Origin of the sequence: Arthrobacter sp. NQ4, from assembly GCF_029077345.1 — a bacterium.
Classification (GTDB): domain Bacteria; phylum Actinomycetota; class Actinomycetes; order Actinomycetales; family Micrococcaceae; genus Arthrobacter.
In genome coordinates, this window is record NZ_JARETC010000006.1 from 43,778 (window position 1) to 67,143 (window position 23,366).

Here is a 23,366-nt window from a genome sequence, read left to right on the forward strand (position 1 = left end):
CCGTGATTTTCCGCCGGATCAGGGCCCGGGCGGGGCGTAACGGGAGTGTCAGCGGCGGGCCAGGGCTGCCGTCAGTTGGTCCGGGTGGCGGGTCGAGGCCAGCCAGTAGGGGGTCCGGTCGGCCGGGTCAGTGATTTCGATCTTCACCACCGGATCGATCCAACCGCGGATGCATAGGTAGGCCAGCCCGTTCAGCCGGGTGCCGCGCTCCGCCGTCGCTTCGCCGGACGTGAACTGCTGCACACCGCCCACAAAGCGGCGTTCGATGGTGGCCCGTCCAACAGTGAGGGCGTCCGGCGTCACCGTGATGGCAGGCGTGGAAAGGACCAGGAGGACCGTGATGATGGCCAGGAGCACCAGTGCCGCGGTGTAGCCCGCTGCCATGCTGATGGGGGCGAAGACCAGGATGCCGGCCGCGGAGACACCGGCTGCGATAACCCAGATCCAGGCGTTGGGCCACAGCTTCTCCCGGTAAATAACCGGTCCGCCAGTGGAGGGGGTGCTGGGAACGGACGCGGGCGAGCTTGATTCGGGCATAGCCCAAGCTTTCCACCTTTGGCCCGCTATTTCACCTTGGGGCAAGCCTCCCGGCCGGCGCCGTGGCCGCGGGCTCCTTAGGACTGATTCGGGGGCGCGGGTTAGAGTGAGTGACTGTGACTGATCATCCCGCCACGGTAGACCTTGTCCCGGACGCAGCATCACCCGCCCCCGCTGCCCCCACCCTGCAGGTCCAGTTGAAAATGCTGGATCCGGAGCTGGAAGCGCCGTCCTACGCACATCCGGGCGACGCCGGCGCCGACCTCCGTGCCCGCGAGGACGTGGTCCTGCTGCCGGGGGAGCGCAAACTGGTCCCCACCGGCGTCGCCATCGCACTTCCGGAAGGGTTCGTGGCGCTGATCCACCCCCGCTCCGGCCTGGCCACCAAGCACGGCCTCACGATCGTCAACGCGCCCGGCACCGTCGATGCGGGCTATCGGGGCGAGATCTCGGTGACCCTGCTGAACACCGACTCATCCCAGCCGATTGAGCTGCGCCGCGGCGATAGAATTGCCCAAATGGTCATCCAGCGGGTGGAGTACGCCCAGTTCATTCCTGTCAGCGAGTTGAGCGGTTCCGTGCGCGGCACGGGCGGCTTTGGGTCCACCGGCGGTTTCAACGGCCCCGGAGCCTGACACCAGGACGCACCCGCTGCCACGCCAGCACGCACGACGGTGGGACCTTCGCAGTTCCCACCGGAACCATTCAGAACTGGCACATTTTCAGGATTAAGGAGTCACCCATGGTCTTTGGGCTCGGCAGGAAAGCAAAGAATGAAGAGCCGGCGCAGCCGGCCGACGAGCTGACGATCGCGGAGGCCGGAGAAGGCGAACCGGGCACTGCCGCCCGCCGCCAGGACGGCCCCTTCGACGAGTCCGAAATCAGCAGCCGCGACGGCTTTGTTGACCTCGGCGCCCTGCTCATCACACCGAGCGAGGGCCTTCAGCTCCGCCTCGAGGTGGAAGAGGCAACGCAGCGGGTAGTGGCAGTCACCTTGGACCTTAACGGCTCCAGCCTCCAGCTGCAGGCGTTCGCCGCCCCCAAGACAGAGACGCTCTGGGATGAGATCCGCGAACAGATCGGCCAGTCAGTCGGCGCGCAGGGCGGCCAGGTTGAAGAGGTTGAAGGCGCTTTCGGCACCGAACTGGTGGCCAAGCTGCCCGCCGGACTTCCGGACGGCAGCCAGGGCTACCGGGTGGCCCGTTTCATCGGCGTCGATGGGCCCCGCTGGTTCCTGCGCGGCGTCCTGGGTGGACCCGCCGCGCTGGAACGCCCCGCCGCGGAACCGCTCGAGGCCCTGTTCCGGCAGGTCGTGGTGGTCCGCGGGGACAGCCCCATGCCGCCGCGCGATCTTCTGCAGCTGAGGCTGCCCAAGGACGCTTCAGCCACTCCTCCGCCCGCCGCACCCACCCTGGAGGAGCCCGAACGTGGTCCCGAAATTACCCAGATCGGCTGAGTCCCCGCAGGACGGAGCCACGCAGTCAACGCGTGGCGTCACGCCACTGGGCCAACTGCCCGACCGGGGCCGCGTCACGTGCCAGGGGCACATTGACTCCGTGACGTTTGTACCTGCGGACCGGACTGCCGAATTCAGCGCCATCGTTTCGGAGGACGACGCCGCACGTCCGGCCGCTCCGGGACAGGGCCGGCCACCGCGGCTCCGCGTCGTCTGGCTGGGCCGCCGCCGGGTGCCGGGCATCGAAGCAGGTGCGGAAATCCGGGTCGAGGGGATGCTGGCCCGCGGCAAGGACATGCCCACCATATTCAATCCCCGCTACGAGATACTGTCCCGCCAGGAGAACGAATGACCGCGCACCAGCCTGAACAGCCCACCGGACCTGAGAACCCCGGCAGGAACGGGCAGCAGCAGGGCGGCCCTCAGGCTCCAGGTCCGTCCCCGGTTGCCGGCCTCGCCGCTGAGTACGCTGCAAAGGCCGGACTCCACCGCACCCACGACGGACGCGTGGACGTCCTGCGGAGCGCCGGCGGAGTGCAGGGCATTGCGGAGAGCATCGTTCCCGGCCTTGTCTTCCTGGTGGCCTTCACCATTACCCGCGAGCTCACCCTGTCCCTGGTGGCCGCCCTGGCGTCGGCAGCTGTGTTCACCGTGGTCCGGCTGGTGCAGCGGCGCCCCCTGACCCAGGCGCTGGCGGGAGTGGCCGGCGTCGGCATTTCCGCCTGGCTGGCCAACACCACCGGAAAGGCGGAGGACTTCTACCTTCCCGGCTTCTTCACCAACGGCGCCTACATCCTGGCGATGGTCCTTTCCATTGCCGTCAAGTGGCCCGTGGCGGGCCTCCTCTTCGGTTTCATCCGCAATGAGGGCGTGGAGTGGCGCAAGGAACCGGCCCGGGTCAAGGCATACCGGCTGGGCACGTGGATCATTGTCGCGGTCCTGGCGCTCCGGCTCATCGTGCAGGTGCCCCTCTACCTCATGGGCACCGACGGCCTCGCCGCACTCGCCACCACCCGCCTCATCATGGGCGCACCCCTGTACATCCTCGGGATCTGGGTTGCGTGGCTGGTAACCCGGCCTGCTCCGGCCGAGGCTGAAGCCGGCGCAGACCGTACGGCCTGACGCCCAGGCTCCGCGGCGGCCGGCCTAGCCGTCGAAGCCGTCGTCGTCCAAAGCATGGCCGTGGCCGCCCGCGTTGGCCGGCTGGCCGTTGCCCGGGGCCTGTTCCCCGGCGTCGATGCTGCCCGGGGCGGACGAGAGCAGCTCCCGCAGTCCGTCCTCGGCAGCAATGGTGGTGACGAAGAAAAGTTCGTCCCCGCCGTCGATGACGTCGTCCCTGCTGGGCGTAATCGGCGCCTGGTCCCGCAGGATGGCCACCAGGGTGGCGTCCTCCGGCCAGTGGATGTCTCCCACGGTCATGCCGATGACGTGGGAGTCGTGGGGCACGGTGAATTCCACCAGGGACGCCACCCCGGTCTGCAGCGTCAGCAGGCGGACCAGGTCACCGATCTCCACTGCCTCCTCCACGAGGGCGGTCATCAGCTGCGGGGTGTTGACGGCTACATCAACACCCCAGGAGTCATTGAACATCCAGTCATTCTTCGGGTTGTTCACCCGGCCCACGGTGCGGCCAACACCGAACTCGGTCTTCGCCAGCAGGGACACCACCAGGTTCACTTTGTCATCGCCCGTTGCGGAGACTACGACGTCGGCGTCCTCCACCTTGGCGCCCTGCAGCGTGGAGAGCTCGCACGCGTCGCCCACCAGCCAGTGGGCGCCCCGCAGGCCGCTGCGGCCGATCACCTCGGGCTTGAGGTCGATCAGGAGGATCTCGTGCTTATGCGCCAGCAATTCCCTGGCGATGGATGATCCGACGCTGCCGGCGCCGACGATAACGACTTTCACTGGTACTCCTTGGCGGGGGCTTTGGCGAGGATCTGGGCGATCTGGGCGCTGCGGTCCACCTGCAGCATGGCGTGCACGGTGTCACCGTCCTGGTACGCCGTTCCGGCGCCAGGCAGCAGGCCCTCGCCAAAGCGGGTGACATAGGCCACGCGGACATCGGCGGCCTTCTCAATGCTGCTGATCCGGTGCCCGATCCAGCCGGCGTCCAGGTCCAGTTCAGCCAGGACCAGCCGGCCCGAGGGCTCACGGAAATCACCGGCGAGATGTTGTTCGGGAAGGATGCGGCGCAGCACCTGGTCCGCGCTCCAGCGGACGGCGGCCACCGTGGGGATGCCCAGGCGCTGGTAGATTTCGGCGCGACCCGGATCGTAGATCCTGGCGACGACATGCGGAACGTGGAAGGTCTCGCGGGCAACCCGGGTGGCCAGGATGTTTGAGTTGTCACCGCTGGAAACGGCGGCGAAGGCGTAGGCCTCGCCAACTCCTGCCTGCTTGAGGGTCTCGCGGTCAAAGCCCACACCGGTCACCTTCCGGCCGGTGAAGCCCTGGCGGAGCCGGCGGAACGCGCGGTCATCCTGGTCGATGATGGCCACGGAATGACCGGCATCCTCCAGCGTGTGCGCCAGCGTTGCCCCCACCCGGCCACATCCCATGATCACGAAATGCGCCACCGTATCTCCTTTGTATCTAAGTCAGGATCGTGCAGCTAGAACTCTACCGGCATGGCCCTTGTTAGGCCTGGCAGCGGCCCGTCATGACATCGTCCGCGAATCAGACTAGCTTTGTGGGGTGTTGACAATACTGAACGCCGTCAAACGCGTGCTGGTGGGCAGGCCCTTCCGGAATGACCGACTGGCCCACACCCTCCTTCCCAAGAAGATCGCATTGCCGATCTTTGCGTCCGATGCCCTCTCTTCCGTAGCCTACGCACCGGACGAGATCCTGCTCACCCTGGCACTGGCCGGTGTCAGCGCCGTGGCGATCTCTCCGTGGGTCGGCCTGGCGGTGATGGTGGTGCTGCTGACCGTGGTGGCCTCCTACCGGCAGAACGTCCACGCGTACCCGTCAGGCGGCGGCGACTACGAGATCGCCAACGAGAACATGGGCAAGTACGCCGGCCTGACGGTGGCGTCCGCCCTCCTGGTGGACTACGTCCTGACCGTCGCCGTGTCGATGTCCTCCGCCGCGGCGTACCTGACCACGGCTGTGCCCTCGCTGCACGGCGAGCAGGCCGTCATCGCCACCATCGGCGTCGTCATCCTGGCCCTGGTGAACCTGCGCGGCATCAAGGAAGCGGGCAGCGTCTTCGCCGTCCCCACCTACATCTTCATGGCGTCCATCCTCGGCATGACCGCGGTGGGCATGTTCCAGGCCGCCACGGGGCAGTTGGGCGAGGCGCCGTCGGCTGCGTTCACCATTGTTCCCGCCGAAGGCTTCGACCAGGGCCTGGTGGGCCTGGCCGGCGCCTTCCTGCTGCTGCGGGCCTTCTCTTCGGGCGCCGCGGCCCTGACCGGCGTCGAAGCCATCAGCAACGGCGTTCCCAACTTCCGGCACCCCAAGAGCAAGAACGCAGCCACCACCCTGCTGCTCCTGGGCGTGATCGGCGCCGCCATGCTGGCGGGCATCATCTACCTGGCAAATGCCACCAAGGTCCACATTGTGCTGGACCCCGCCAAGGAATTCCTGCTGAACGGCAGCCCGCTGCCTGAGGGCTACATCCAGAACCCGGCCATCAGCCAGATCGCGCAGACCATCTTCGGCGAAGGGTCCATCCCCTTCTACATCGTGGTGGCCGCTACCGGCGTCATCCTGGTGTTCGCCTCCAACACCGCCTTCAACGGCTTCCCGGTCCTGGGTTCCATCCTCGCCCAGGACGGCTACCTGCCCCGCCAGCTCCGGACCCGCGGCGACCGGCTCGCGTTCAGCAACGGCGTGCTGGCCCTCGCGGCAGGCGCCCTGGTGCTCATTATTTCGTTCGACGCGGACGTCACCAAGCTCATCCAGCTCTACATTGTCGGCGTCTTCATTTCCTTCACGCTCAGCCAGCTCGGCATGATCCGGCACTGGGGGCGCGAGCTGAAACTGGCTAAGGACAAGGCCGTCCGGCGGAAGATGATCAAGTCCCGGACCATCAACAGCATCGGCTTCGGCATGACTGGACTGGTGCTGGTCATCGTCCTCATCACCAAGTTCCAGCAGGGTGCCTGGATTGCCCTGCTGGCCATGTTCATCCTCTTCCTGATCATGTGGAGCATCCGGGCCCACTATGACAACGTCGCCAAGGAACTCGCCGTGGACGAGGACTCCTCACCGCGCGCCCTGCCCACCAGGGTCCACGCCGTCCTGCTGGTCTCCCACGTCCGCAAGCCGGTGCTGCGGGCCCTGGCCTACGCGCGGGCATCCCGCCCCTCCCGGCTGGACGCCATCACCGTGGACATCGACCCGGACGAGACCGCACACACCATCGCGGACTGGGAAAAACTTGAGATCCCGGTGCCGCTGACCGTGCTCGCCAGCCCGTACCGCGAGACCGTCACGCCCATCATGGACTACGTCAAGCAGATGCGCCTGGATTCCCCGCGGGACCTGGTGGTGGTCTACATCCCCGAGTACGTGGTGGGCAAGTGGTGGGAGCAGTTGGTTCACAACCAGACCGCCCTCCGCATCAAGACCCGGCTGCACTTCGAACCGGGAGTCATGGTGGCCAGCGTTCCCTGGCAGCTCAAATCCTCCGAAGAAGCCAAGAACCTCCAGGATGTCCAGTGACCGCCAACCCTTCCGCCGCTTTGCCGGCATCAGATACTTCCCTGCCCGCAGGGGATGAAACCGGCCACACCGGTGAGGAGGCCGTCCTCGACGTCGGTCCGGTGGCCCACGGCGGGCACTGCGTGGCGCGCCATGAGGGCCGCGTGGTCTTTGTCCGGCACGCCATTCCGGGGGAGAAAGTCCGCGTCAGGCTCACCGACGCCGCGGACGGCGCCAAGTTCTGGCGGGCCGATGTCATCGAGGTGCTGGAAGCATCGCCGGACCGGGTGGAACACTTCTGGCACGTGGCCGATTCCCTGCGCGCCTGGGGCCACGGCCACCCGCCGGTGGGCGGGGCCGAGTTCGGGCACATGACCCTGGCCCGGCAGCGCAGCCTGAAAGCGGACGTCGTGGCAGAACAGCTCACCCGGCTGGCCGGCTTCGACCAGGTGCCGTCCGTATGGACCGGCGGGGTCGAACGCGTAGGGGAAGCGGACGACGGCGGCACCGGCCTGGGGTGGCGCACGCGGGCGAGTTTTTCGGTCACCCCGGGCGGCAGGCTCGGGATGCACGCCCACCGCTCCAACCACATCGTTGCGGTGCGGGAGATGCCCCTGGCAAGCGAAGCCATCAACGCACTGCGCCTGTGGGACCTGGACCTGCAGGGCATTGAACGGGTTGAGGTGGCCGCGCCGGCCAACGGTTCCCGGCCCCTGGTGCTCCTGGCCCCCGCGCCGGGCACCAAGGACAAGCGGCTGCGGGCGATCGCCGCGGCGCTGCCGGCGGACGCATCGGTGGCAGCCTTCGATCCGCAGGCCGGCACCGTCACGCAGCTCCGGGGACGCACCTGGGTGCAGGAATCCGCCGCCGGCCATGACTACCGGGTGACCGGCGAGGGTTTCTGGCAGATCCACCGCGACGCGCCCGGGACCCTTGTGGGGGCTGTCACAGAATTCCTCCGGCAGGGTGACTTCCTGAACCCCGGAGCCGTGGTCGCCGACCTCTACGCGGGCGCCGGGCTCTTCACTGCCGTGCTGGCTGATGCCGTAGGGGAGACGGGGTCCGTCCTCTCGGTTGAAGGGGCGCCGGGGGCAAGCCGGGATGCCCGGAAGAACCTGCACTCCGCACCGCAGGTGGAGGTGGTCCAGGGGCGCGTGGAGCGGGTCCTGCGCCAGAAACCGCGGAACTTCGACGCCCTGGTCCTCGACCCTCCCCGCGCCGGAGCCGGGAAAGCCGTTGTCGGCCAACTCGTCGCGTCGCAGCCCCGGGCCATTGCCTATGTGTCCTGCGATCCGGCGTCGTTCGCGCGTGACCTCGGTTACTTCCGACGCTCCGGGTGGGAGCTCGCCGGGCTGCGGGCCTTCGACCTGTACCCCCACACCCACCACCTCGAGACAGTGGCACTGCTGACTCCGGCTCCATGATGCCGCCACGGTTTTCGACTACGATGGCCGTAGTAGTCCCACGTCGCGCCCGAATTCTCGGCCGGCCGTGTGCAAATTTTCGGGCCCTGGAACTACTTAGGGCTTCCTAACTAGCAGGCGGTCAACCGCGCGACAAAGATGAAACTGTTGCGAGAGGAGTCCTGCGATGAGCACTGTGGACAGCTTCGGTTCAAAAGGCAAACTTAATGTAGCCGGAACCGAGTACGAAATTTTCCGGTTGAACTCCGTTGAAGGTGCAGAAAACCTTCCGTTCAGCCTCAAGGTATTGCTTGAAAACCTGCTGAGGACCGAGGACGGCGCGAACATCACTGCCGATCACGTTCGCGCTTTGGCAGGCTGGGATCCGAATGCGGAACCCGATACAGAAATCCAGTTCACGCCGGCGCGCGTGATCATGCAGGACTTCACCGGTGTTCCCTGCGTGGTCGACCTGGCCACCATGCGTGAAGCCGTCAAGGACCTGGGTGGCGATCCCAAGCGGGTCAACCCGCTGGCACCGGCCGAAATGGTCATCGACCACTCCGTCCAGATCGACGCCTTCGGCAACTCCGGCGCACTGGAGCGCAACATGGAGATCGAATACCAGCGCAACGGTGAGCGCTACCAGTTCCTGCGCTGGGGCCAGACCGCATTTGACGACTTCAAGGTGGTCCCCCCGGGAACCGGCATCGTGCACCAGGTCAACATTGAATACCTGGCCCGCACCGTCATGACCCGCGAAGTGGACGGTGCACTGCGCGCCTACCCCGACACCTGCGTTGGCACCGACTCGCACACCACCATGGTCAACGGCCTGGGCGTGCTGGGCTGGGGCGTGGGCGGCATCGAAGCCGAGGCAGCAATGCTTGGCCAGCCCGTCTCCATGCTCATCCCGCGCGTCGTGGGCTTCAAGCTCAGCGGCAGCATCCCCGCCGGCGCCACCGCAACCGACGTGGTGCTGACCATCACCGAAATGCTGCGCAAACACGGCGTGGTGGGCAAGTTCGTGGAGTTCTACGGTGAGGGCGTCGCGGCCGTGCCGCTGGCCAACCGCGCCACCATCGGCAACATGAGCCCCGAGTTCGGCTCCACCGCCGCCATGTTCCCCATCGACGACGTGACCCTGGACTACCTGCGCCTCACCGGCCGGTCCGAGCAGAACGTTGCCCTCGTGGAGTCCTACGCCAAGGAACAGGGCCTGTGGCACGATCCTTCCCGCGACATCAAGTTCTCCGAGTACCTGGAACTGGACCTGTCCACGGTTGTTCCGTCGATCGCCGGCCCCAAGCGCCCGCAGGACCGCATTGAACTGACCGAGGCCAAGGACGAGTTCCGCCACGACCTGCTCAACTACGTCTCGCACGACGCGAACGCGGGCACCCTGGACGAGTCCCTCGAGGAGAGCTTCCCGGCTTCGGACGCGCCGTCCTTCACGGGCGGAGCGACCCATATCTCGGACACCGACCGCGAACCGCCGAAGTACTCCGCAGCGCATGGCGGCGCCGGGCGGATCTCCAACCCGGTGCCCGTAAAGATGGCTGACGGCCGCGAGTTTGAGCTGGACCACGGCGCGGTAACCATTGCGTCCATCACGTCCTGCACCAACACGTCCAACCCCTCGGTCATGCTCGCCGCCGCCGTGCTGGCGCGCAACGCCGTCGAAAAGGGCCTCACCGCCAAGCCGTGGGTCAAGACCTCCGTCGCCCCCGGCTCCAAGGTAGTCACCGACTACTACGAGAAGTCCGGCCTGACCCCGTACCTGGAGAAGCTCGGCTTCTACATCGTGGGCTACGGCTGCGCCACTTGCATCGGCAACTCGGGCCCGCTGGAAGCAGAGATCTCCGAGGCCATCCAGGCCAACGACCTCGCCGTCAGCGCCGTCCTGTCCGGCAACCGCAACTTCGAAGGCCGCATCAACCCGGACGTGAAGATGAACTACCTGGCGTCCCCGCCGCTGGTCATCGCCTACGCCCTGGCCGGTTCCATGGACTTCGACTTCGAGGCCGACCCGCTCGGCAAGGACGAGGCCGGCAACGACGTCTTCCTGAAGGACATCTGGCCCAACCCGGTTGAGGTCCAGCAGGTCATCGACTCGTCGATCGACAAGGACATGTTCGCCAAGGGCTACGAGGGCGTCTTCGAGGGCGACGACCGCTGGAAGGCACTGGACACCCCCGCCGGCGACACCTTCGCCTGGGACCAGAACTCCACCTACGTCCGGAAGCCCCCGTACTTTGAGGGCATGAAGGCCCAGCCGGAGCCCGTCAAGGACATCTCGGGCGCCCGCGTGCTCCTGAAGCTCGGCGACTCCGTCACCACCGACCACATCTCCCCGGCTGGTTCCTTCAAGTCCGACACCCCGGCCGGCCAGTACCTGCTGGCCAACGGCGTGGAGCGCAAGGACTTCAACTCCTACGGTTCGCGCCGTGGCAACCACGAAGTGATGATCCGCGGCACGTTCGCGAACATCCGTATCAAGAACCAGCTCCTGGACGGCGTTGAGGGTGGCTTCACCCGCGACTTCACCCAGGCTGACGGCCCGCAGGCATACGTCTACGACGCCGCGCAGAACTACCAGGCAGCCGGCACCCCGCTGGTGGTCCTGGCAGGCAAGGAATACGGTTCCGGGTCATCGCGCGACTGGGCTGCCAAGGGCACCGCACTGCTGGGCGTCAAGGCCGTCATCGCCGAGAGCTACGAGCGCATCCACCGCTCCAACCTCATCGGCATGGGCGTCCTGCCGCTGCAGTACCCGGCCGGCGAGAACGCTGCCAGCCTGGGCCTGACCGGCACGGAAACCTTCTCGGTGGAGGGCGTCACCGCCCTCAACGAGGGCAGCACGCCCAAGACGCTGAAGGTCACCGCCACCGCAGAGGACGGCTCCTCGAAGTCCTTCGACGCGGTGCTCCGCATCGACACCCCGGGCGAAGCGGACTACTACCGCAACGGCGGCATCCTGCAGTACGTGCTGCGCCAGATTTCCGCCAACTAGCGGGAACTGCCGCCCAGGCACCAACCTCCCCGAAGCCCCGGCCGGTCACCGACCAGCCGGGGCTTCGGCTTTGCATTCACACCAAGGCGTTAGAGTTAAACGGCACGTCTACCACCCGAAGGAGGGGTCATTGGGAATCTTGGACACCATCCGGAATCCGCAGGACCTGAACGAGTTGACCGAGGAACAGCTGGAACAGCTGGCTTCGGAGATCAGGGATTTCCTGATCACGAACGTCTCCCAGACGGGCGGCCACCTCGGGCCCAACCTCGGCGTCGTGGAACTGACGCTGGCCGTGCACCGCATCTTCGAATCCCCCCGCGACAGCATCGTCTTTGACACAGGGCACCAGTCCTACGTCCACAAGCTGCTCACCGGACGCCAGGACTTCAGCACGCTCCGCCAGGAAGGCGGGCTCTCCGGCTACCCGGACAGGGCCGAATCGGAACACGACATTGTGGAAAGCTCCCACGCGTCGTCGTCCCTGTCCTGGGCCGACGGCATTTCCCGGGCCCGCCAGCTCACCGGCGAAGGTGACCGGCATGTGGTGGCCATCATCGGCGATGGTGCCCTCACCGGCGGCATGGCCTGGGAAGCCATCAACAATATCGCGGCTGACAAGAAACGCCGCGTGGTCATCGTGGTCAACGACAACGGCCGGTCCTACGCCCCCACGGTGGGTGGCTTCGCGGACTACCTTGCCTCCCTGCGCCCCACCATCGACTCCTTCCGCGCCGCTCCCGCATACGAGGGCGCGCTTGACTGGTGGAAGAAGAAGCTCCAGGACGGCGGCCCCGTGGGGCAGTTCACCTACAAGAGCCTGCACGCCATGAAGAAGGGCATCAAGGACTGGTGGGCGCCGCAGGGCATGTTCGAGGACCTCGGCATGAAGTACATCGGCCCGGTGGACGGCCATAACCTCCAGGCCATGGAGCACGCGCTCTCCACTGCCCGGAACTACGGCGGCCCCGTGATCGTCCACGCCATGACGGAAAAGGGCCACGGCTACGCTCCGGCCCGGGCCCATGAAGCGGACCAGTTCCACGCTGTCGGCATCATCGACCCCGAAACGGGCGAGCCCACCGGCGCCGGCGGCGCCCAGTCCTGGACCTCCGTGTTCGCGGACGAGATCGCCGCCATCGCCGACGAACGCGACGACATCGTGGGCATCACAGGCGCCATGCTGATCCCGGTGGGCCTGCACAAATTCGCGGCCAAGCATCCCAAGCGCGTCATCGACGTCGGCATCGCGGAACAGCATGCGCTCACCGCAGCCGCGGGCATGGCGTTCGGCGGACTGCACCCGGTGGTGGCGGTGTACGCCACCTTCCTGAACCGGGCATTCGACCAGCTCCTCATGGACGTCGCCCTCCACAAGGCCGGCGTCACGATCGTCCTTGACCGGGCCGGCGTTACCGGCCCGGACGGCGCCAGCCACCACGGCATGTGGGACATGGCCATGGTCCAGATCGTCCCCGGATTGCACCTTGCCGCGCCCCGCGACGCCACTCGGCTCCGCGAGGAGCTGCGCGAAGCCGTTGCCATCAGCGATGCCCCCAGCGTCGTCCGCTTCTCCAAGGGATCCGTTGGCCCCGCCGTCGAGGCCCTGGAACGGCTCAGCGACGGCGTGGACATCCTGGCCCGCAGGCCGTCAGGCTCCACGGAAAACGACGTGCTGATCGTCAGCGTGGGCGCCATGGCCGAACTGGCCCTGGACGTTTCCAACCGGCTTGGCGCGCAGGGCATCAGCACCACCGTGGTGGATCCCCGCTGGGTCCTTCCCGTCCGCCGTTCCATCATTGCGCTGGCCTCACACCACCGCCTGGTGATCTGCATCGAAGACGGCGTCCGCGCAGGCGGCGTCGGCTCGCGTATCCGGCAGGAGATGCGTGCCGCGGGCGTCGACACCGCCCTGAACGAGGTGGGCCTGCCGGTGGAGTTCCTCGACCACGGCACCCGCAACCAGGTGCTGGAGCGCGTTGGGCTGACCGCCCAGCAGATCACGCACGACGTCGTCGCACAGGTCCTGGGAACGAAGGTTCCCTTTGCGCGGCCCCTCCCCGGGCAGCAGCACCCCACCACCGGCAGCCTTCCGATCCTGTGAGGGACGAGGACGAACTGAAGTACCCCGGGCCGGCGGGGGAGTCCGGACCGGTCCTGCACACCACCACCACACGCGTTCCCAACGGGCTGGAGCCGGGCCAGCTGGTGGTGTCCAGGAACCGCAAATGGAACGGCAAAGCCCACTGGGTAGTGCCGGGGCGGTACGTGGGCGAGGACCAGCACGGGTGGTGGATCTTCCAGGGCACCAACGAGTTCTGTTCCCGGCCCGGCGCCGCGTTCTACACCCGTTCGGACGCTGTCCTGCTGGTGCCGCGCCAGGGTGACTGGGTGGCCACGTTCTACGACTCCGCCCACCCCGGCGGAGTGCGGGTCTACATCGACCTCGCCGTGGGCCACGAGTGGACACACATCCGGCCGGCGGTAACCGAGTTCCATGTCATCGACATGGACCTGGACGTCATCCGCACCGCCGACCGCGGCGTCTTCATCGACGACCAGGACGAGTTCGCGGAGCACAGCGTCTCCATGCGCTACCCCCACCGTCTGATCAAGGACATCCAGGCCGCGGCGGACGGGCTCTACCACGCCGTCAAGGCACAGCACGCGCCTTTCGACGGCACCGACGTTGAATGGTTTACCAAAGGACGCACCACATGAGCGGCATTGTCAGGGTCTACAAACGCGACGACGAGGGCGCCCTCCAGTTCCGGGAAGCCTGGTTCGACGAGGAGTACTCCCAGTTCGTGATGAACTTCGGTGCTGTGGGGCACCAGAGCAAGACCGAGGAAACCGACGTCCCCGATGCCGGTGCTGCAGACGGCCTCCTGGACGCCTTTGCCGCACAGTGCGCCGAGGACGGCTACGCGGAGATCCCCAACGAGGAGCAGTTTTGGGTGGTGGCACAGTTCGCCCTCAAGACCAGGGAAGGCACCGACCGGGACCGCCGCCTTGAGCAAAAGGCCAAGGACGCCCTCATCGGCCACCTGGCCTGGCGCGGCCTGGGAACGGTTGAGCGGTCCGAATTCACCGACTACAAGCTGAATATCTTCTGCCTGTGCCCGGACGTCAACAAGGCAGTCAACGCCATCAAGGTGTGCGCCCGCGGCGAGGACCTCGACTTCACCAAGCTCAGCATCGCGGCCGCCCCGTTCAACGACCCCGACCAGTACAAGCTCAAGCACTCCGCCAAGACCGCCAGCAGCTTCAGCCTCTAGGAGATCCCCGTGACCAGTTACCGCCGCGTTGGAAAATCAGGCCTCACCGTCTCCACCGTTGGCCTGGGCTGCAACAACCTGGGCCGCGCCAACACCGCCACGGAGTCGCAGGACGCCACGGACGCGGTGGTCAACGCCGCCATCGACTCCGGCATCACGCTGTTCGATGTGGCAGACAACTACGGCAGGGAACCGGGACTCAGCGAAACCATGCTGGGCAAGGCCCTCGGCAGCCGGCGCGGTGACGTGGTGGTTGCCACCAAATTCGGGATGGATGCCAAGGGGGCCAATGGTCCGGACCTCGGCGCCCGTGGTTCCCGGCGGTACATCATCCAGTCGGTGGAGGCCTCGCTGCGGCGGCTCGGTACCGACTGGATAGACCTTTACCAGTTCCACACCCCCGATCCGCTCACGCCCATCGACGAAACCCTGTCCGCGCTGGACACCCTGGTCCGCAGCGGCAAAGTCCGCTACATCGGCCACTCCAACCGCTCCGGCTGGCAGATCGCCCAAGCGGAATACGTGGCCCGCGAACTGGGCACCGCACGGTTCATCTCCTCGCAAAACCACTACAACCTCCTGGACCGGCGCGCCGAACTGGAGGTGACCCCGGCGGCGGAGGAATTCGGCCTGGGCGTCCTGCCATACTTCCCGCTGGCCAACGGCCTGCTGACCGGCAAGTATTCGCCGGGCCACGCTCCGGAAGGATCCCGGCTCAGCCACACCCGCACCAACATGGTGGACGACGCCGACTGGGACCAGCTGGGAAGGTACAGCGCCTTCGCGAAGGAGCGCGGCCTGACCGAGATCGAGGTGGCCTTCTCCTGGCTCGCCGCCCAGCCCTCGGTGGCCAGTGTCATCGCCGGCGCCACCAGGCCGGAACAGGTCCAGCAAAACGCGGAAGCGGCGGACTGGGTGCCCACCCCGGAGGACCTGGCCGCCCTGGACGGGATCTTCCCCGCCGTGCCCAAGGTCGCGCTCTTCTAGGCAACAGTGCCCGCCTACCTCCTGGACGTCGATACCGGCATCGACGATGCCCTGGCCCTTGCCTATCTTGCCGCCCTCCCGGACACGGAGTTCGTGGCGGTCACGGCCACCCCGGGCAACGTCGACGCCGACCAGGTGGCGCGCAACACCCTCGCCCTGCTGGAGCTGTGTGGCCGCCCTGGAGTGCAGGTGGCGGTGGGTGCCCGGAAGCCCCTGTCCATCCCCCTGATCACGACCCCGGAAACGCATGGGCCGCAGGGAATCGGCTACGCGGTGCTGCCTGAACCATCAGGACAGCCCAGTCGGCAGAACGCAGTGGACCTGTGGATCGAACATGCCAGGGCCAGGCCGGGGGAGTTGACCGCGCTCATTACCGCCCCGCTCACTAACTTCGCCCTGGCCCTGCGGCAGGAACCGGCACTTCCGGACCTCCTGGCCAAGGTGGTGATCATGGGCGGCGCCTTCTACCACCAGGGCAACACCACGCCCACCGCCGAGTGGAACACCCACGTGGATCCGCACGCGGCCAAGGAAGTCTATGCCGCCTACCGCGGCCGGCCGTTGGAGAAACTGCCCATCGTCTGTTCGCTGGACACCACTGAACGCATGGAAATGCACCCGGCCCACGTCAAGGCGCTGGCCCGGGCTGCAGGTGCCGCCGTTCCGGAACTGGTACTCCCGGAAGACCCAGAGGGCCGCCGCAGCACTTCCGACAACACCCTCATCAGGCACCTTTCGGACGCCCTGCGCTTCTACTTCGAGTTCCACCGGCTCTACGACCAGGGCTACCTGGCCCACGTCCATGACTTCTTTGCCGCCGGCGTGGCCGCCGGCACCCTTGAGTACGCCGCGCGCCCGGCCACGGTGGACGTCGAAACGGAATCGGCGCTCCTCATGGGAACGACCGTGGCAGACTTTCGCGGGCTCTGGGGCGCACCACCGAACGCCCGGATCGTGTCCGCCAACAACCCGGAGCAGGCGTTCGGTGAGCTGGTGTCCGCTGTGGGGCGCCTGGCCCGGAAGACGGGGTGAGGCAGGGGATCCACGGCCGGCGCGGCAGGAACATCCTGCCCGGGACGCTGCCGGAGGATGGCCGGTAGAATGGGCTCCGGACCGGCCCGGCGCAGTTGCCGCCGGCTGCTGCCGAGGTGACATAGGCAGCCACATCCCGGCCCGGTACTGCCGGGCCACTGCCTGCACCCCAAAGGAACAGTCCCCATGTCATCGCCCTCTTTGACGCTTCCGTCCCAGGAACGCCCCGCGGCCCGCCGCCGGCTGCTGGAGATCCTCGGCGCCCTGGCCATTGCCGCCACCTACGTCTACCTGGTCCTTAACCAGCCCGCAGACATCACCGGTGGTCCGGGCAGCGCATCGGCCCTGATCGCCCTCACCGGTTTCCTGGCCGGGGCGGTCCTGCTGATCGTCGCCGTGCTGCCCACCCTTCCGGCCTCCACCCTGGTGCTTATCCCGGTGGCGCTGGTCCTGAACATCGTGCTGGGCCAGTTTGTCGGCAGCACTCTTGTTCCCTTCTACCTCGACGCCATCGGCACAGTGCTGATCGCCGTCCTGGCCGGCCCCGCCGCCGGCGCCGCCACTGGCGCGCTCAGCAGCATCGTCTGGTCCTTCTTCAACCCCACCGTGCTGCCGTTCGCGGCCGGCGCCGCGCTCATCGGCTGCCTGGCCGGGCTCGCGGCACGCTACGGCCTCTTCCGCCGCTTCTACCTTGCCCCGGTTGCCGGCTTCGTCACCGGGATCATCGCAGGCGTCGTGTCCGCCCCCGTGGCTGCCTTCGTCTTCGGCGGAACGTCGGGCGTGGCCACCGGCGCAATCGTCAGTGCCTTCCGGGCCATGGGGGACACCCTCCTGGCCGCCATCACCAAGCAGGCACTCCTGTCCGACCCCATGGACAAGGCCATCGTGTTCACCATCGTGGCCGTCCTGGTCTACGCGCTGCCGCGCCGGACGCGCCAGCAGTTCCCCTTCATCCGCCGCCACCGGGTGCTCGCCGGCAGCAGCCCGGCCCCGGCGCCGCAGACGGGTGCGCACGCCGACGGTTCGAAGCAGGCACCGGGTAATGCGTCGGGACCGGCCAGCGATTCAGCGCTGAACGGCTGAGCCGGGCACCGTGACAGCATCCCCGGCGGGCAGGACCGCGGCCCCGGCCAGGCGGGAGCGGATCAATCCGCTGACCTCACTTGCCGCTGCCGCCAGCACCGCGGTCATGACGACGGCGGCAGCAAACTGGGTGCTCTCAGGCACCGTGGTTGCCGCCTGCCTTGGCCTGTCGCTGGCCAGGGGCGCGGCCCGCCGCGTTGTGCCGGCTGCTGCGGCAGTCCTGGTCCCGCTCGGCCTGTCACTGCTGGTGCTGCACGGCCTCTTCTTCCCGGAAGGAAGGACTGTGCTGGCGGAGTGGGGACCTGCCCGCATCACGGCAGAGGGCCTGCAATTTGCCGTGCAGCGCATTCTACAGCTGGCCGCCGTGGTCCTGGCCCTGCTGCTGTTTTCCTTCAGTGTCAGCGTGCCGGACCTGGTGGCGGCGTTGTCGGCCCGCGGCGTGCAGGGCCGGTTCGCTTTCGTGCTGGCCTCCACCCTGACCCTGCTGCCGGCCATTGCCGGCCGGGCGCGCCGGATCCGGCAGGCCCAGGAATCGCGCGGCCTGGTCATCTCCCGCGGCCCGCTGTCCAGGATGGCCGCATTCCGGCTGCAGGCGGTTCCCTTGGTCCTGTCCCTGATCGAGGATGCAGGGACCCGGGCTGCTGCCCTGGAAGCGCGTGGACTGGGCAACCCCGGACCACGGACCACCTACCGGGAAGTGCCCGATTCCACCGCCCAGCGGGCAGTGCGGGCCGTCCTGGTGGTGGCGGCCCTGGCCGCAGTGGTTCTCCGGGTGGTGCAGGCCGGTGCCTGAACGCATGGCGGCTGCCGGCCGCGCCGTCCCCCTGAACAGCCCCGTGATGGCTGCCGGCATCAGGGACTTTACCTTCCACGACGGGCATGCCCCCGCCCTGCATGACCTGGCGGTTTCCGTTGCGCCGGGCTCCTTCACGGCCATCCTGGGCGCATCCGGGAGTGGCAAGTCCACCCTGGGCCGATTGCTGGCCGGCTGGCTGGCACCGGGCGGCCACGGCACGCTGGCGGGGTTCCTTGAGCTGGCCGGCACGCGGCTGGACTTCGACGGCGGCACCGGGGACCCACGGATCGATCCCGCCCAGTGGGGCCGGCAGGTGGGTTTCGTGCCGCAGGACCCTGCGGGCGTCCTGTCCACCGTCCGCGCCACGGTGGCCGAGGAACTCGCATTCGGTCTGGAAAACACCGGCATGGACCGTGCCGGGATGAAAACCGCCGTTGAGCGCACCGCCGCGCTCCTGGGACTTGCCGGCCAACTGGACCAGGACCCTGCCAGGCTGTCCGGCGGCCAGCTGCGGCGCCTGGCCATCGGCTGCGCGATCATCCCCGGACCTCCGGTGCTGGTCATGGACGAGCCCTTCGCCTCCCTGGACGCGGCAGGGGCCAACGACCTGGCCGTGTTGGTCCGGGACCTCCTCCAACAGGGCACCGCCGTCGTGATCCTCAGCCAGGCGGTTGACCCGCTGCTGCTGGAAGCCGGCACGTGGCTGGTGCTGGCGGGCGGCACGCTCACCGCCGGCGGACCCCCTGCCGCCCCCGGGTCCGGCTCCGGGCTCCTGCCACCGGCCATCCGGCGCCTCGACCTGGAAGCCGCTGCGACGCCCAAGCCCGGGCCCTCCAGCCGCCGGGCGGAGGAGCTGCCGGCGGGGCACGCGGCGCTGGAGCTGCGGGGGGTGTCCTTTGGATACCCGGAAGCGCCCGAACGCCGCCGCAGGCGTCGACGGCAGGAACCAGGGCCCGACCGCCGGGCAATGGTGCTCCAGGACATCAACCTGGCAGTCCATCCGGGGGAAATCGTAGCTGTCACCGGCCCCAACGGTGCCGGGAAATCAACGCTCCTGCGGCACTTCAACGGCCTGCTCCGTCCCACCGCAGGCACAGTCGTGGTCCGCGGCGGCGACATCGCGGGAGCTCCGGTGGGAAAGACAGCGGCGTCCGTCGGCCTGCTCTTCCAGCAGCCCCGTGACCAGCTGTTCGAACGCACGGTGCTGCGGGAAGTCGGTTTCGGGCTGGACCGCCTGTTCGGCCCGGCGATGGCGGCCGATTACGCCGCCGCGGCACTGGAAGCTGTGGGACTCGCAGGTGCGGCCCGGGAACATCCTGCCGAGCTGCCGGCGTCCGCCCAGCGACTGTTGGCCCTGGCCACCGTCCTGGCGCGCAGGCCTGCCGTCCTGGCGCTGGACGAGCCGACGGTGGCGCTGGACGGCGACGGACTCGCCCTGCTCGACACAGCCGTACGGTCGGCAGCGGAGGCGGGCGCCGCCGTCGTGCTGGTCACCCATGAACTGGGCTATGCACGCGCGGCGGCGCACCGCATCCTGGCGCTCGACGGCGGCCGGCTGGTACCGGCCTGACCCCGAGTACGCCTAGTCCCGGGACTTGCTCGACGCGACGCCGGGCGCCAGGAAGCGCTTGCCGTTGACCCGCTCCGATGCGCCCACCCGGTCCAGGTACGGCGTAATGCCGCCCAGGAACATGGGCCAGCCAGCGCCCAGGATCATGCACAGGTCGATGTCCTCGGCGCCGGCCACGACGCCCTCGTCCAGCATGAGGCCGATTTCCTCTGCCAGGGCATCCTGGACGCGGCGCAGCACCTGCTCCGCGGTGGACGGGCTGGAGCCAAAGGACATCAGCTCAAGCGTGGACTGGGGGATGGCCCGGGAACCGTCCGGGGCGGTCTCCCACAGTGCCTTGACGTTGTTGTCGATGAGCTTCTTGAGGTTGTCGGAAACCGGGAAGCGGTCGCCGAAAGCGGCGTTCAGGGACTCCTGGACATGCTGCGCCACGGGCAGGCCCACCATGGCCAGCAGCGTGAACGGGGTCATGGGCAGCCCCATGGGCCGCAGCGCAGCGTCCGCCACTTCCGCGGGGGTGCCCTCGTCGAAGGCAGCTGTTACTTCGCCCATCAGCCGCAGCAGGATGCGGTTGACCACGAACGCGGCCGCATCCTTGACCAGCACGCCGGTCTTCTTCAGGGCCTTGGCCAGTTCGAAGGCGGTGGCGAGCACGGCATCGTCGGTCCGCGGGGCGCGGACGATCTCCAGCAGCGGCATGACGGCCACCGGATTGAAGAAGTGGAAGCCCACCAGCCGCTCCGGGTGCTGCAGGTCCGCGGCCATCTCCGTCACTGAGAGGGAGGACGTGTTGGTGGCCAGGATGCACTCCGGCGACACGATGCCCTCCAGTTCGGCGAAGACCTGCTTCTTGATGTGCAGTTCCTCGAAGACGGCCTCGATCACGAAGTCGGCATCCGCGAAGGCTTCCTTTGACACCGAGCCCGTCACCAGCGCCTTGGTGCGGTTGGCAGCGTCCTGGCTGACGCGCTTCTTCGCCAGCAGTTTGTCCACCTCGCCATGGACATAGGCCACGCCCTTGTCCACCCGGGCCTGGTCGATGTCGGTCAGGACCACAGGCACCTTCAGCTGCCGCGCGAAGAGGAGTGCCAGCTGGCCGGCCATCAGGCCCGCGCCCACCACGCCCACCTTGGTGACGGGCCGGGCCAGCTTGCGGTCCGGAGCGCCGGCGGGGCGCTTGCCGCGCTTCTGCACCAGGTCGAGGAAAGCGTAGACGGTGGAGCGGAACTCGTCCGCCTGCATGAGCCCGGCGAGGGTTTCGCACTCCAGAGCGGCTGACTCCGCAGCGGTCATGGTGCGGTTCGCATCGAGGATGTCCAGGACCTTGGCGGGGGCAGGGGAAGCGTTGGACGTCTTGCCTTCCACGAACTTCCGGGCGGCATCCACGGCAGCGGTCCAGCGGGCCGCGGCGTCAGGGGAAGAGGGGTCGACGGCGTTGGGCCGCTCCGGGACCACGTCGCCGGAGATGACGCCCGCGGCCCAGGCCAGCGACTGCTCCAGGAAGTCGGCAGGTTCGAAGAGCGCGTCCGCGATTCCGAGACCGAACGCCTGGGCGCCGGAAAGGGTCCGGTTGTTGCTCAGCGGGTTCTCGATCATCACCTTGACGGCGTTTTCGGGCCCCACGAGGCGGGGGAGGATGTACACGCCGCCCCAGCCGGGTACCAGGCCCAGGAAGGCTTCCGGCAGCGCCAGGGCGCCGGCACCTGTTGACACCGTCCGGTAGGTGGACTGCAGGGCAATCTCCAGGCCGCCGCCCAGGGCGGCGCCGTTGATGAAGGCGAAGCTGGGGACGCCCAGGTTGGCCAGGGTGGCATAGACGTCGTGGCCCAGTTGCGCCATCCAGAGTCCGTGCTCGCGCTTTTCCAGGGACTTCACCGCGGAAAGGTCGGCTCCGGCCACCAGGTAGTGCGGCTTGCCGGTGACGCCCACGCCCACGATTTCCCCGCGGTCGGCACGGTCGCGCAGGCCTTCCAGCACCGTGCCGAGCTCCACCAAAGTGTTGGGGCCAAGGGTGGTGGGCTTGGTGTGGTCAAAGTCGTTGTCCAGGGTGACCAGGGCAAAGGTGCCCGGGCTGGGCTTCCCTGCAGTTCCCGGCAGGGCGATGTCCTGGACGTAGGAGTGGGTCACGGTTTCGTTGGGGAAGAGGTCCGCCAACGTGCGGAAATCTGCGGCGCTCATGCCATGGCTCCTTCGGAAGCGGTAGCAGCGGTGTCCCCGGCGGGAGTTCCACTGTAGTCGGGGTGGTGCGGGTTCTCCCAGATCACGGTGCCGCCCATGCCCAGGCCCACGCACATGGTGGTCATCCCGTAGCGGACCGACGGATCTTCCTCGAACTGGCGGGCCAGCTGGATCATCAGCCGGACGCCGGAGGACGCCAGGGGGTGGCCCACGGCGATGGCACCGCCGTAGCGGTTGACCCGGGGGTCGTCGTCGGAGATGCCGTAGTGGTCAAGGAAGCTCAAAACCTGGACGGCGAATGCCTCGTTGATTTCGAACAGGCCGATGTCCTCGATGCCCAGGCCGGCGTGCTTCAGCGCCTTCTCGGTGGCCGGGACAGGGCCGATGCCCATGACCTCCGGCTCCACCCCGGCATAGGCGTAGCTGACCAGCCGCATCTTGACGGGCAGGCCCAGTTCGGCGGCGGCTTCCGAGGACGCCAGGACGGCGGCGGTTGCGCCGTCGTTCAGTCCGGCGGCGTTACCGGCGGTGACCCGGCCATGGGCACGGAACGGGGTGCGCAGGCCGGCGAGGTCGTCCAGGGTGGTGCCGGGGCGCGGCGGTTCGTCCTTGCTGTGGACAGTCCAGCCCTCGCCGGGCTTCCGGGCGGCAACGGGAACCAGGTCGGGCTGGATCATGCCGTCCCGGTAGGCGGCTGCCAGCTTGTCCTGGGAGGCCACCGCATAGGCATCGGTGCGCTCCTTGGTGATGGCGGGGAAGCGGTCATGCAGGTTCTCGGCGGTGTTTCCCATGTTCAGGGCTGCCGGGTCCACCAGCCGTTCGGACATGAACCGTGGGTTGGGATCGGCGCCCGAGCCCATCGGGTGGTGGCCCATGTGTTCCACCCCGCCGGCGATGACGACGTCGTAGGCGCCGAAGCCGATGCTGCCGGCCGTGGTGGTAACAGCGGTCATGGCGCCGGCGCACATGCGGTCGATGGCGAAGCCGGGAACCGTGCGCGGCAGGCCGGCCAGCAGCGCGGCGGTCCTGCCGAGGGTGAGGCCCTGGTCGCCGGTCTGGGTGGTCGCGGCGATGGCAACCTCATCGATCCGCTCCGCCGGCAGCGACGGGTTGCGGCGCAGCAGGCCGCGGATGCATTTCACGATCAGGTCGTCGGCCCGGGTCCCGGCGTAGATTCCCTTCTCGCCGGCCCTGCCGAAGGGTGTGCGGATGCCGTCCACAAAGACGACGTCGCGGACAGTGCGCGTGGATGCGCCGCTTCCGTGCTGGCTCACGTGTAACTCCTCATCGAGATGTGGCGCGCCGGGTGCATGCCGGAGGGCGGCAGCAGCCTGGCGTCGGTCACACCGATGTTACTCGTGAGTAACTTAGCCTGCAAGGGGT

20 protein-coding genes are annotated in these 23,366 nt (G+C 67.9%); 15 read left to right on the top strand and 5 right to left on the bottom strand.

The features are described 5' to 3' along the window. Positions 1-48: 48 nt before the first annotated feature. Positions 49-537, bottom strand: a complete 489-nt coding sequence (locus PUN51_RS11965; RefSeq protein ID WP_224025711.1) for a DUF3093 domain-containing protein — start codon at positions 535-537, stop codon at positions 49-51. Positions 538-653: 116 nt separating this feature from the next. Here PUN51_RS11965 and dut point away from each other — a divergent pair, with 116 nt between their 5' ends. From dut to PUN51_RS11985, 4 genes are all read left to right on the top strand, one after another. Continuing rightward, positions 654-1,172, top strand: a complete 519-nt coding sequence (dut, locus tag PUN51_RS11970; protein WP_275181058.1) for a dUTP diphosphatase — start codon at positions 654-656, stop codon at positions 1,170-1,172. A gap of 107 nt (positions 1,173-1,279) precedes the next feature. Further along, complete coding sequence (locus PUN51_RS11975; protein WP_224025713.1) at positions 1,280-1,993, top strand: DUF3710 domain-containing protein; 714 nt, start codon at positions 1,280-1,282, stop codon at positions 1,991-1,993. Between the two features lie 100 nt (positions 1,994-2,093). Next, positions 2,094-2,345 (top strand): hypothetical protein, encoded by a 252-nt coding sequence (locus tag PUN51_RS11980; protein WP_307489592.1) that lies wholly within the window; start codon positions 2,094-2,096, stop codon positions 2,343-2,345. Beyond that, entirely contained in the window at positions 2,342-3,115 is a 774-nt protein-coding gene (locus tag PUN51_RS11985) for a DUF3159 domain-containing protein (RefSeq protein WP_224025714.1), read from the top strand. Before PUN51_RS11980 ends, PUN51_RS11985 begins: the two co-directional genes overlap by 4 nt. A 24-nt stretch (positions 3,116-3,139) precedes the next feature. Here the strand turns inward: PUN51_RS11985 and PUN51_RS11990 are convergent, their stop codons facing one another. Further along, on the bottom strand, positions 3,140-3,898 hold the full coding sequence (locus PUN51_RS11990) for a potassium channel family protein (RefSeq protein WP_224025715.1): 759 nt from the start codon (positions 3,896-3,898) through the stop codon (positions 3,140-3,142). Next, positions 3,895-4,569: a potassium channel family protein gene (locus PUN51_RS11995; RefSeq protein ID WP_159632173.1), complete on the bottom strand. Its 675-nt coding sequence runs from the start codon at positions 4,567-4,569 to the stop codon at positions 3,895-3,897. Before PUN51_RS11995 ends, PUN51_RS11990 begins: the two co-directional genes overlap by 4 nt. 118 nt (positions 4,570-4,687) lie before the next feature. Between PUN51_RS11995 and PUN51_RS12000 the strand changes: the two genes are divergently transcribed. The 11 genes from PUN51_RS12000 (at position 4,688) to PUN51_RS12050 (ending at position 19,805) form a co-directional block, all read left to right on the top strand. After that, on the top strand, positions 4,688-6,664 hold the full coding sequence (locus PUN51_RS12000; RefSeq protein ID WP_159632172.1) for an APC family permease: 1,977 nt from the start codon (positions 4,688-4,690) through the stop codon (positions 6,662-6,664). Positions 6,665-6,705: 41 nt separating this feature from the next. Then, positions 6,706-8,067 (top strand): class I SAM-dependent RNA methyltransferase, encoded by a 1,362-nt coding sequence (locus PUN51_RS12005; RefSeq protein ID WP_159635555.1) that lies wholly within the window; start codon positions 6,706-6,708, stop codon positions 8,065-8,067. 166 nt (positions 8,068-8,233) lie between these two features. Then, positions 8,234-11,059 carry an aconitate hydratase gene (locus PUN51_RS12010; protein ID WP_159632171.1) on the top strand — a complete coding sequence of 942 codons (2,826 nt, stop codon included), beginning with the start codon at positions 8,234-8,236 and terminating at the stop codon, positions 11,057-11,059. Between the two features lie 130 nt (positions 11,060-11,189). Beyond that, positions 11,190-13,163: a 1-deoxy-D-xylulose-5-phosphate synthase gene (dxs, locus tag PUN51_RS12015; RefSeq protein WP_159632170.1), complete on the top strand. Its 1,974-nt coding sequence runs from the start codon at positions 11,190-11,192 to the stop codon at positions 13,161-13,163. Next, positions 13,160-13,780 (top strand): DUF402 domain-containing protein, encoded by a 621-nt coding sequence (locus PUN51_RS12020; RefSeq protein WP_275181061.1) that lies wholly within the window; start codon positions 13,160-13,162, stop codon positions 13,778-13,780. Before dxs ends, PUN51_RS12020 begins: the two co-directional genes overlap by 4 nt. Then, the gene (locus PUN51_RS12025; RefSeq protein WP_275181063.1) at positions 13,777-14,337 is read left to right on the top strand and encodes a hypothetical protein; all 561 of its coding nucleotides are present in this window, start codon (positions 13,777-13,779) and stop codon (positions 14,335-14,337) included. Before PUN51_RS12020 ends, PUN51_RS12025 begins: the two co-directional genes overlap by 4 nt. A gap of 9 nt (positions 14,338-14,346) precedes the next feature. Then, entirely contained in the window at positions 14,347-15,324 is a 978-nt protein-coding gene (locus tag PUN51_RS12030) for an aldo/keto reductase (protein WP_275181064.1), read from the top strand. A gap of 6 nt (positions 15,325-15,330) precedes the next feature. Then, the gene (locus PUN51_RS12035; protein ID WP_275181065.1) at positions 15,331-16,356 is read left to right on the top strand and encodes a nucleoside hydrolase; all 1,026 of its coding nucleotides are present in this window, start codon (positions 15,331-15,333) and stop codon (positions 16,354-16,356) included. Between the two features lie 186 nt (positions 16,357-16,542). Further along, positions 16,543-17,439, top strand: coding sequence for an ECF transporter S component (locus PUN51_RS12040; RefSeq protein WP_275181067.1), 897 nt, complete (start codon positions 16,543-16,545; stop codon positions 17,437-17,439). A 10-nt stretch (positions 17,440-17,449) separates the two neighbouring features. Next, positions 17,450-18,232, top strand: coding sequence for an energy-coupling factor transporter transmembrane component T (locus PUN51_RS12045; RefSeq protein WP_275181069.1), 783 nt, complete (start codon positions 17,450-17,452; stop codon positions 18,230-18,232). Beyond that, complete coding sequence (locus PUN51_RS12050) at positions 18,225-19,805, top strand: ABC transporter ATP-binding protein (protein ID WP_441296770.1); 1,581 nt, start codon at positions 18,225-18,227, stop codon at positions 19,803-19,805. Before PUN51_RS12045 ends, PUN51_RS12050 begins: the two co-directional genes overlap by 8 nt. Before the next feature lie 12 nt (positions 19,806-19,817). Here the strand turns inward: PUN51_RS12050 and PUN51_RS12055 are convergent, their stop codons facing one another. Together PUN51_RS12055 and PUN51_RS12060 are read right to left on the bottom strand one after the other, a co-directional pair. Then, positions 19,818-21,983 (bottom strand): 3-hydroxyacyl-CoA dehydrogenase NAD-binding domain-containing protein, encoded by a 2,166-nt coding sequence (locus PUN51_RS12055; RefSeq protein ID WP_275181070.1) that lies wholly within the window; start codon positions 21,981-21,983, stop codon positions 19,818-19,820. Continuing rightward, a complete protein-coding gene (locus PUN51_RS12060; RefSeq protein ID WP_275181071.1) occupies positions 21,980-23,257 on the bottom strand; it encodes a thiolase family protein in 1,278 nt (425 codons plus the stop codon). Before PUN51_RS12060 ends, PUN51_RS12055 begins: the two co-directional genes overlap by 4 nt. Positions 23,258-23,366: the final 109 nt, after the last annotated feature.

What these genes read in the sequence shown, in the direction of transcription:
- PUN51_RS11965 (WP_224025711.1), bottom strand. Translation starts at nt 537, where the DNA reads ATGCCCGAATCAAGCTCGCCCGCGTCCGTTCCCAGCACCCCCTCCACT.
- PUN51_RS11975 (WP_224025713.1), top strand. Translation starts at nt 1,280, where the DNA reads ATGGTCTTTGGGCTCGGCAGGAAAGCAAAGAATGAAGAGCCGGCGCAG.
- PUN51_RS11985 (WP_224025714.1), top strand. Translation starts at nt 2,342, where the DNA reads ATGACCGCGCACCAGCCTGAACAGCCCACCGGACCTGAGAACCCCGGC.
- PUN51_RS12010 (WP_159632171.1), top strand. Translation starts at nt 8,234, where the DNA reads ATGAGCACTGTGGACAGCTTCGGTTCAAAAGGCAAACTTAATGTAGCC.
- PUN51_RS12025 (WP_275181063.1), top strand. Translation starts at nt 13,777, where the DNA reads ATGAGCGGCATTGTCAGGGTCTACAAACGCGACGACGAGGGCGCCCTC.
- PUN51_RS12040 (WP_275181067.1), top strand. Translation starts at nt 16,543, where the DNA reads ATGTCATCGCCCTCTTTGACGCTTCCGTCCCAGGAACGCCCCGCGGCC.
- PUN51_RS12055 (WP_275181070.1), bottom strand. Translation starts at nt 21,983, where the DNA reads ATGAGCGCCGCAGATTTCCGCACGTTGGCGGACCTCTTCCCCAACGAA.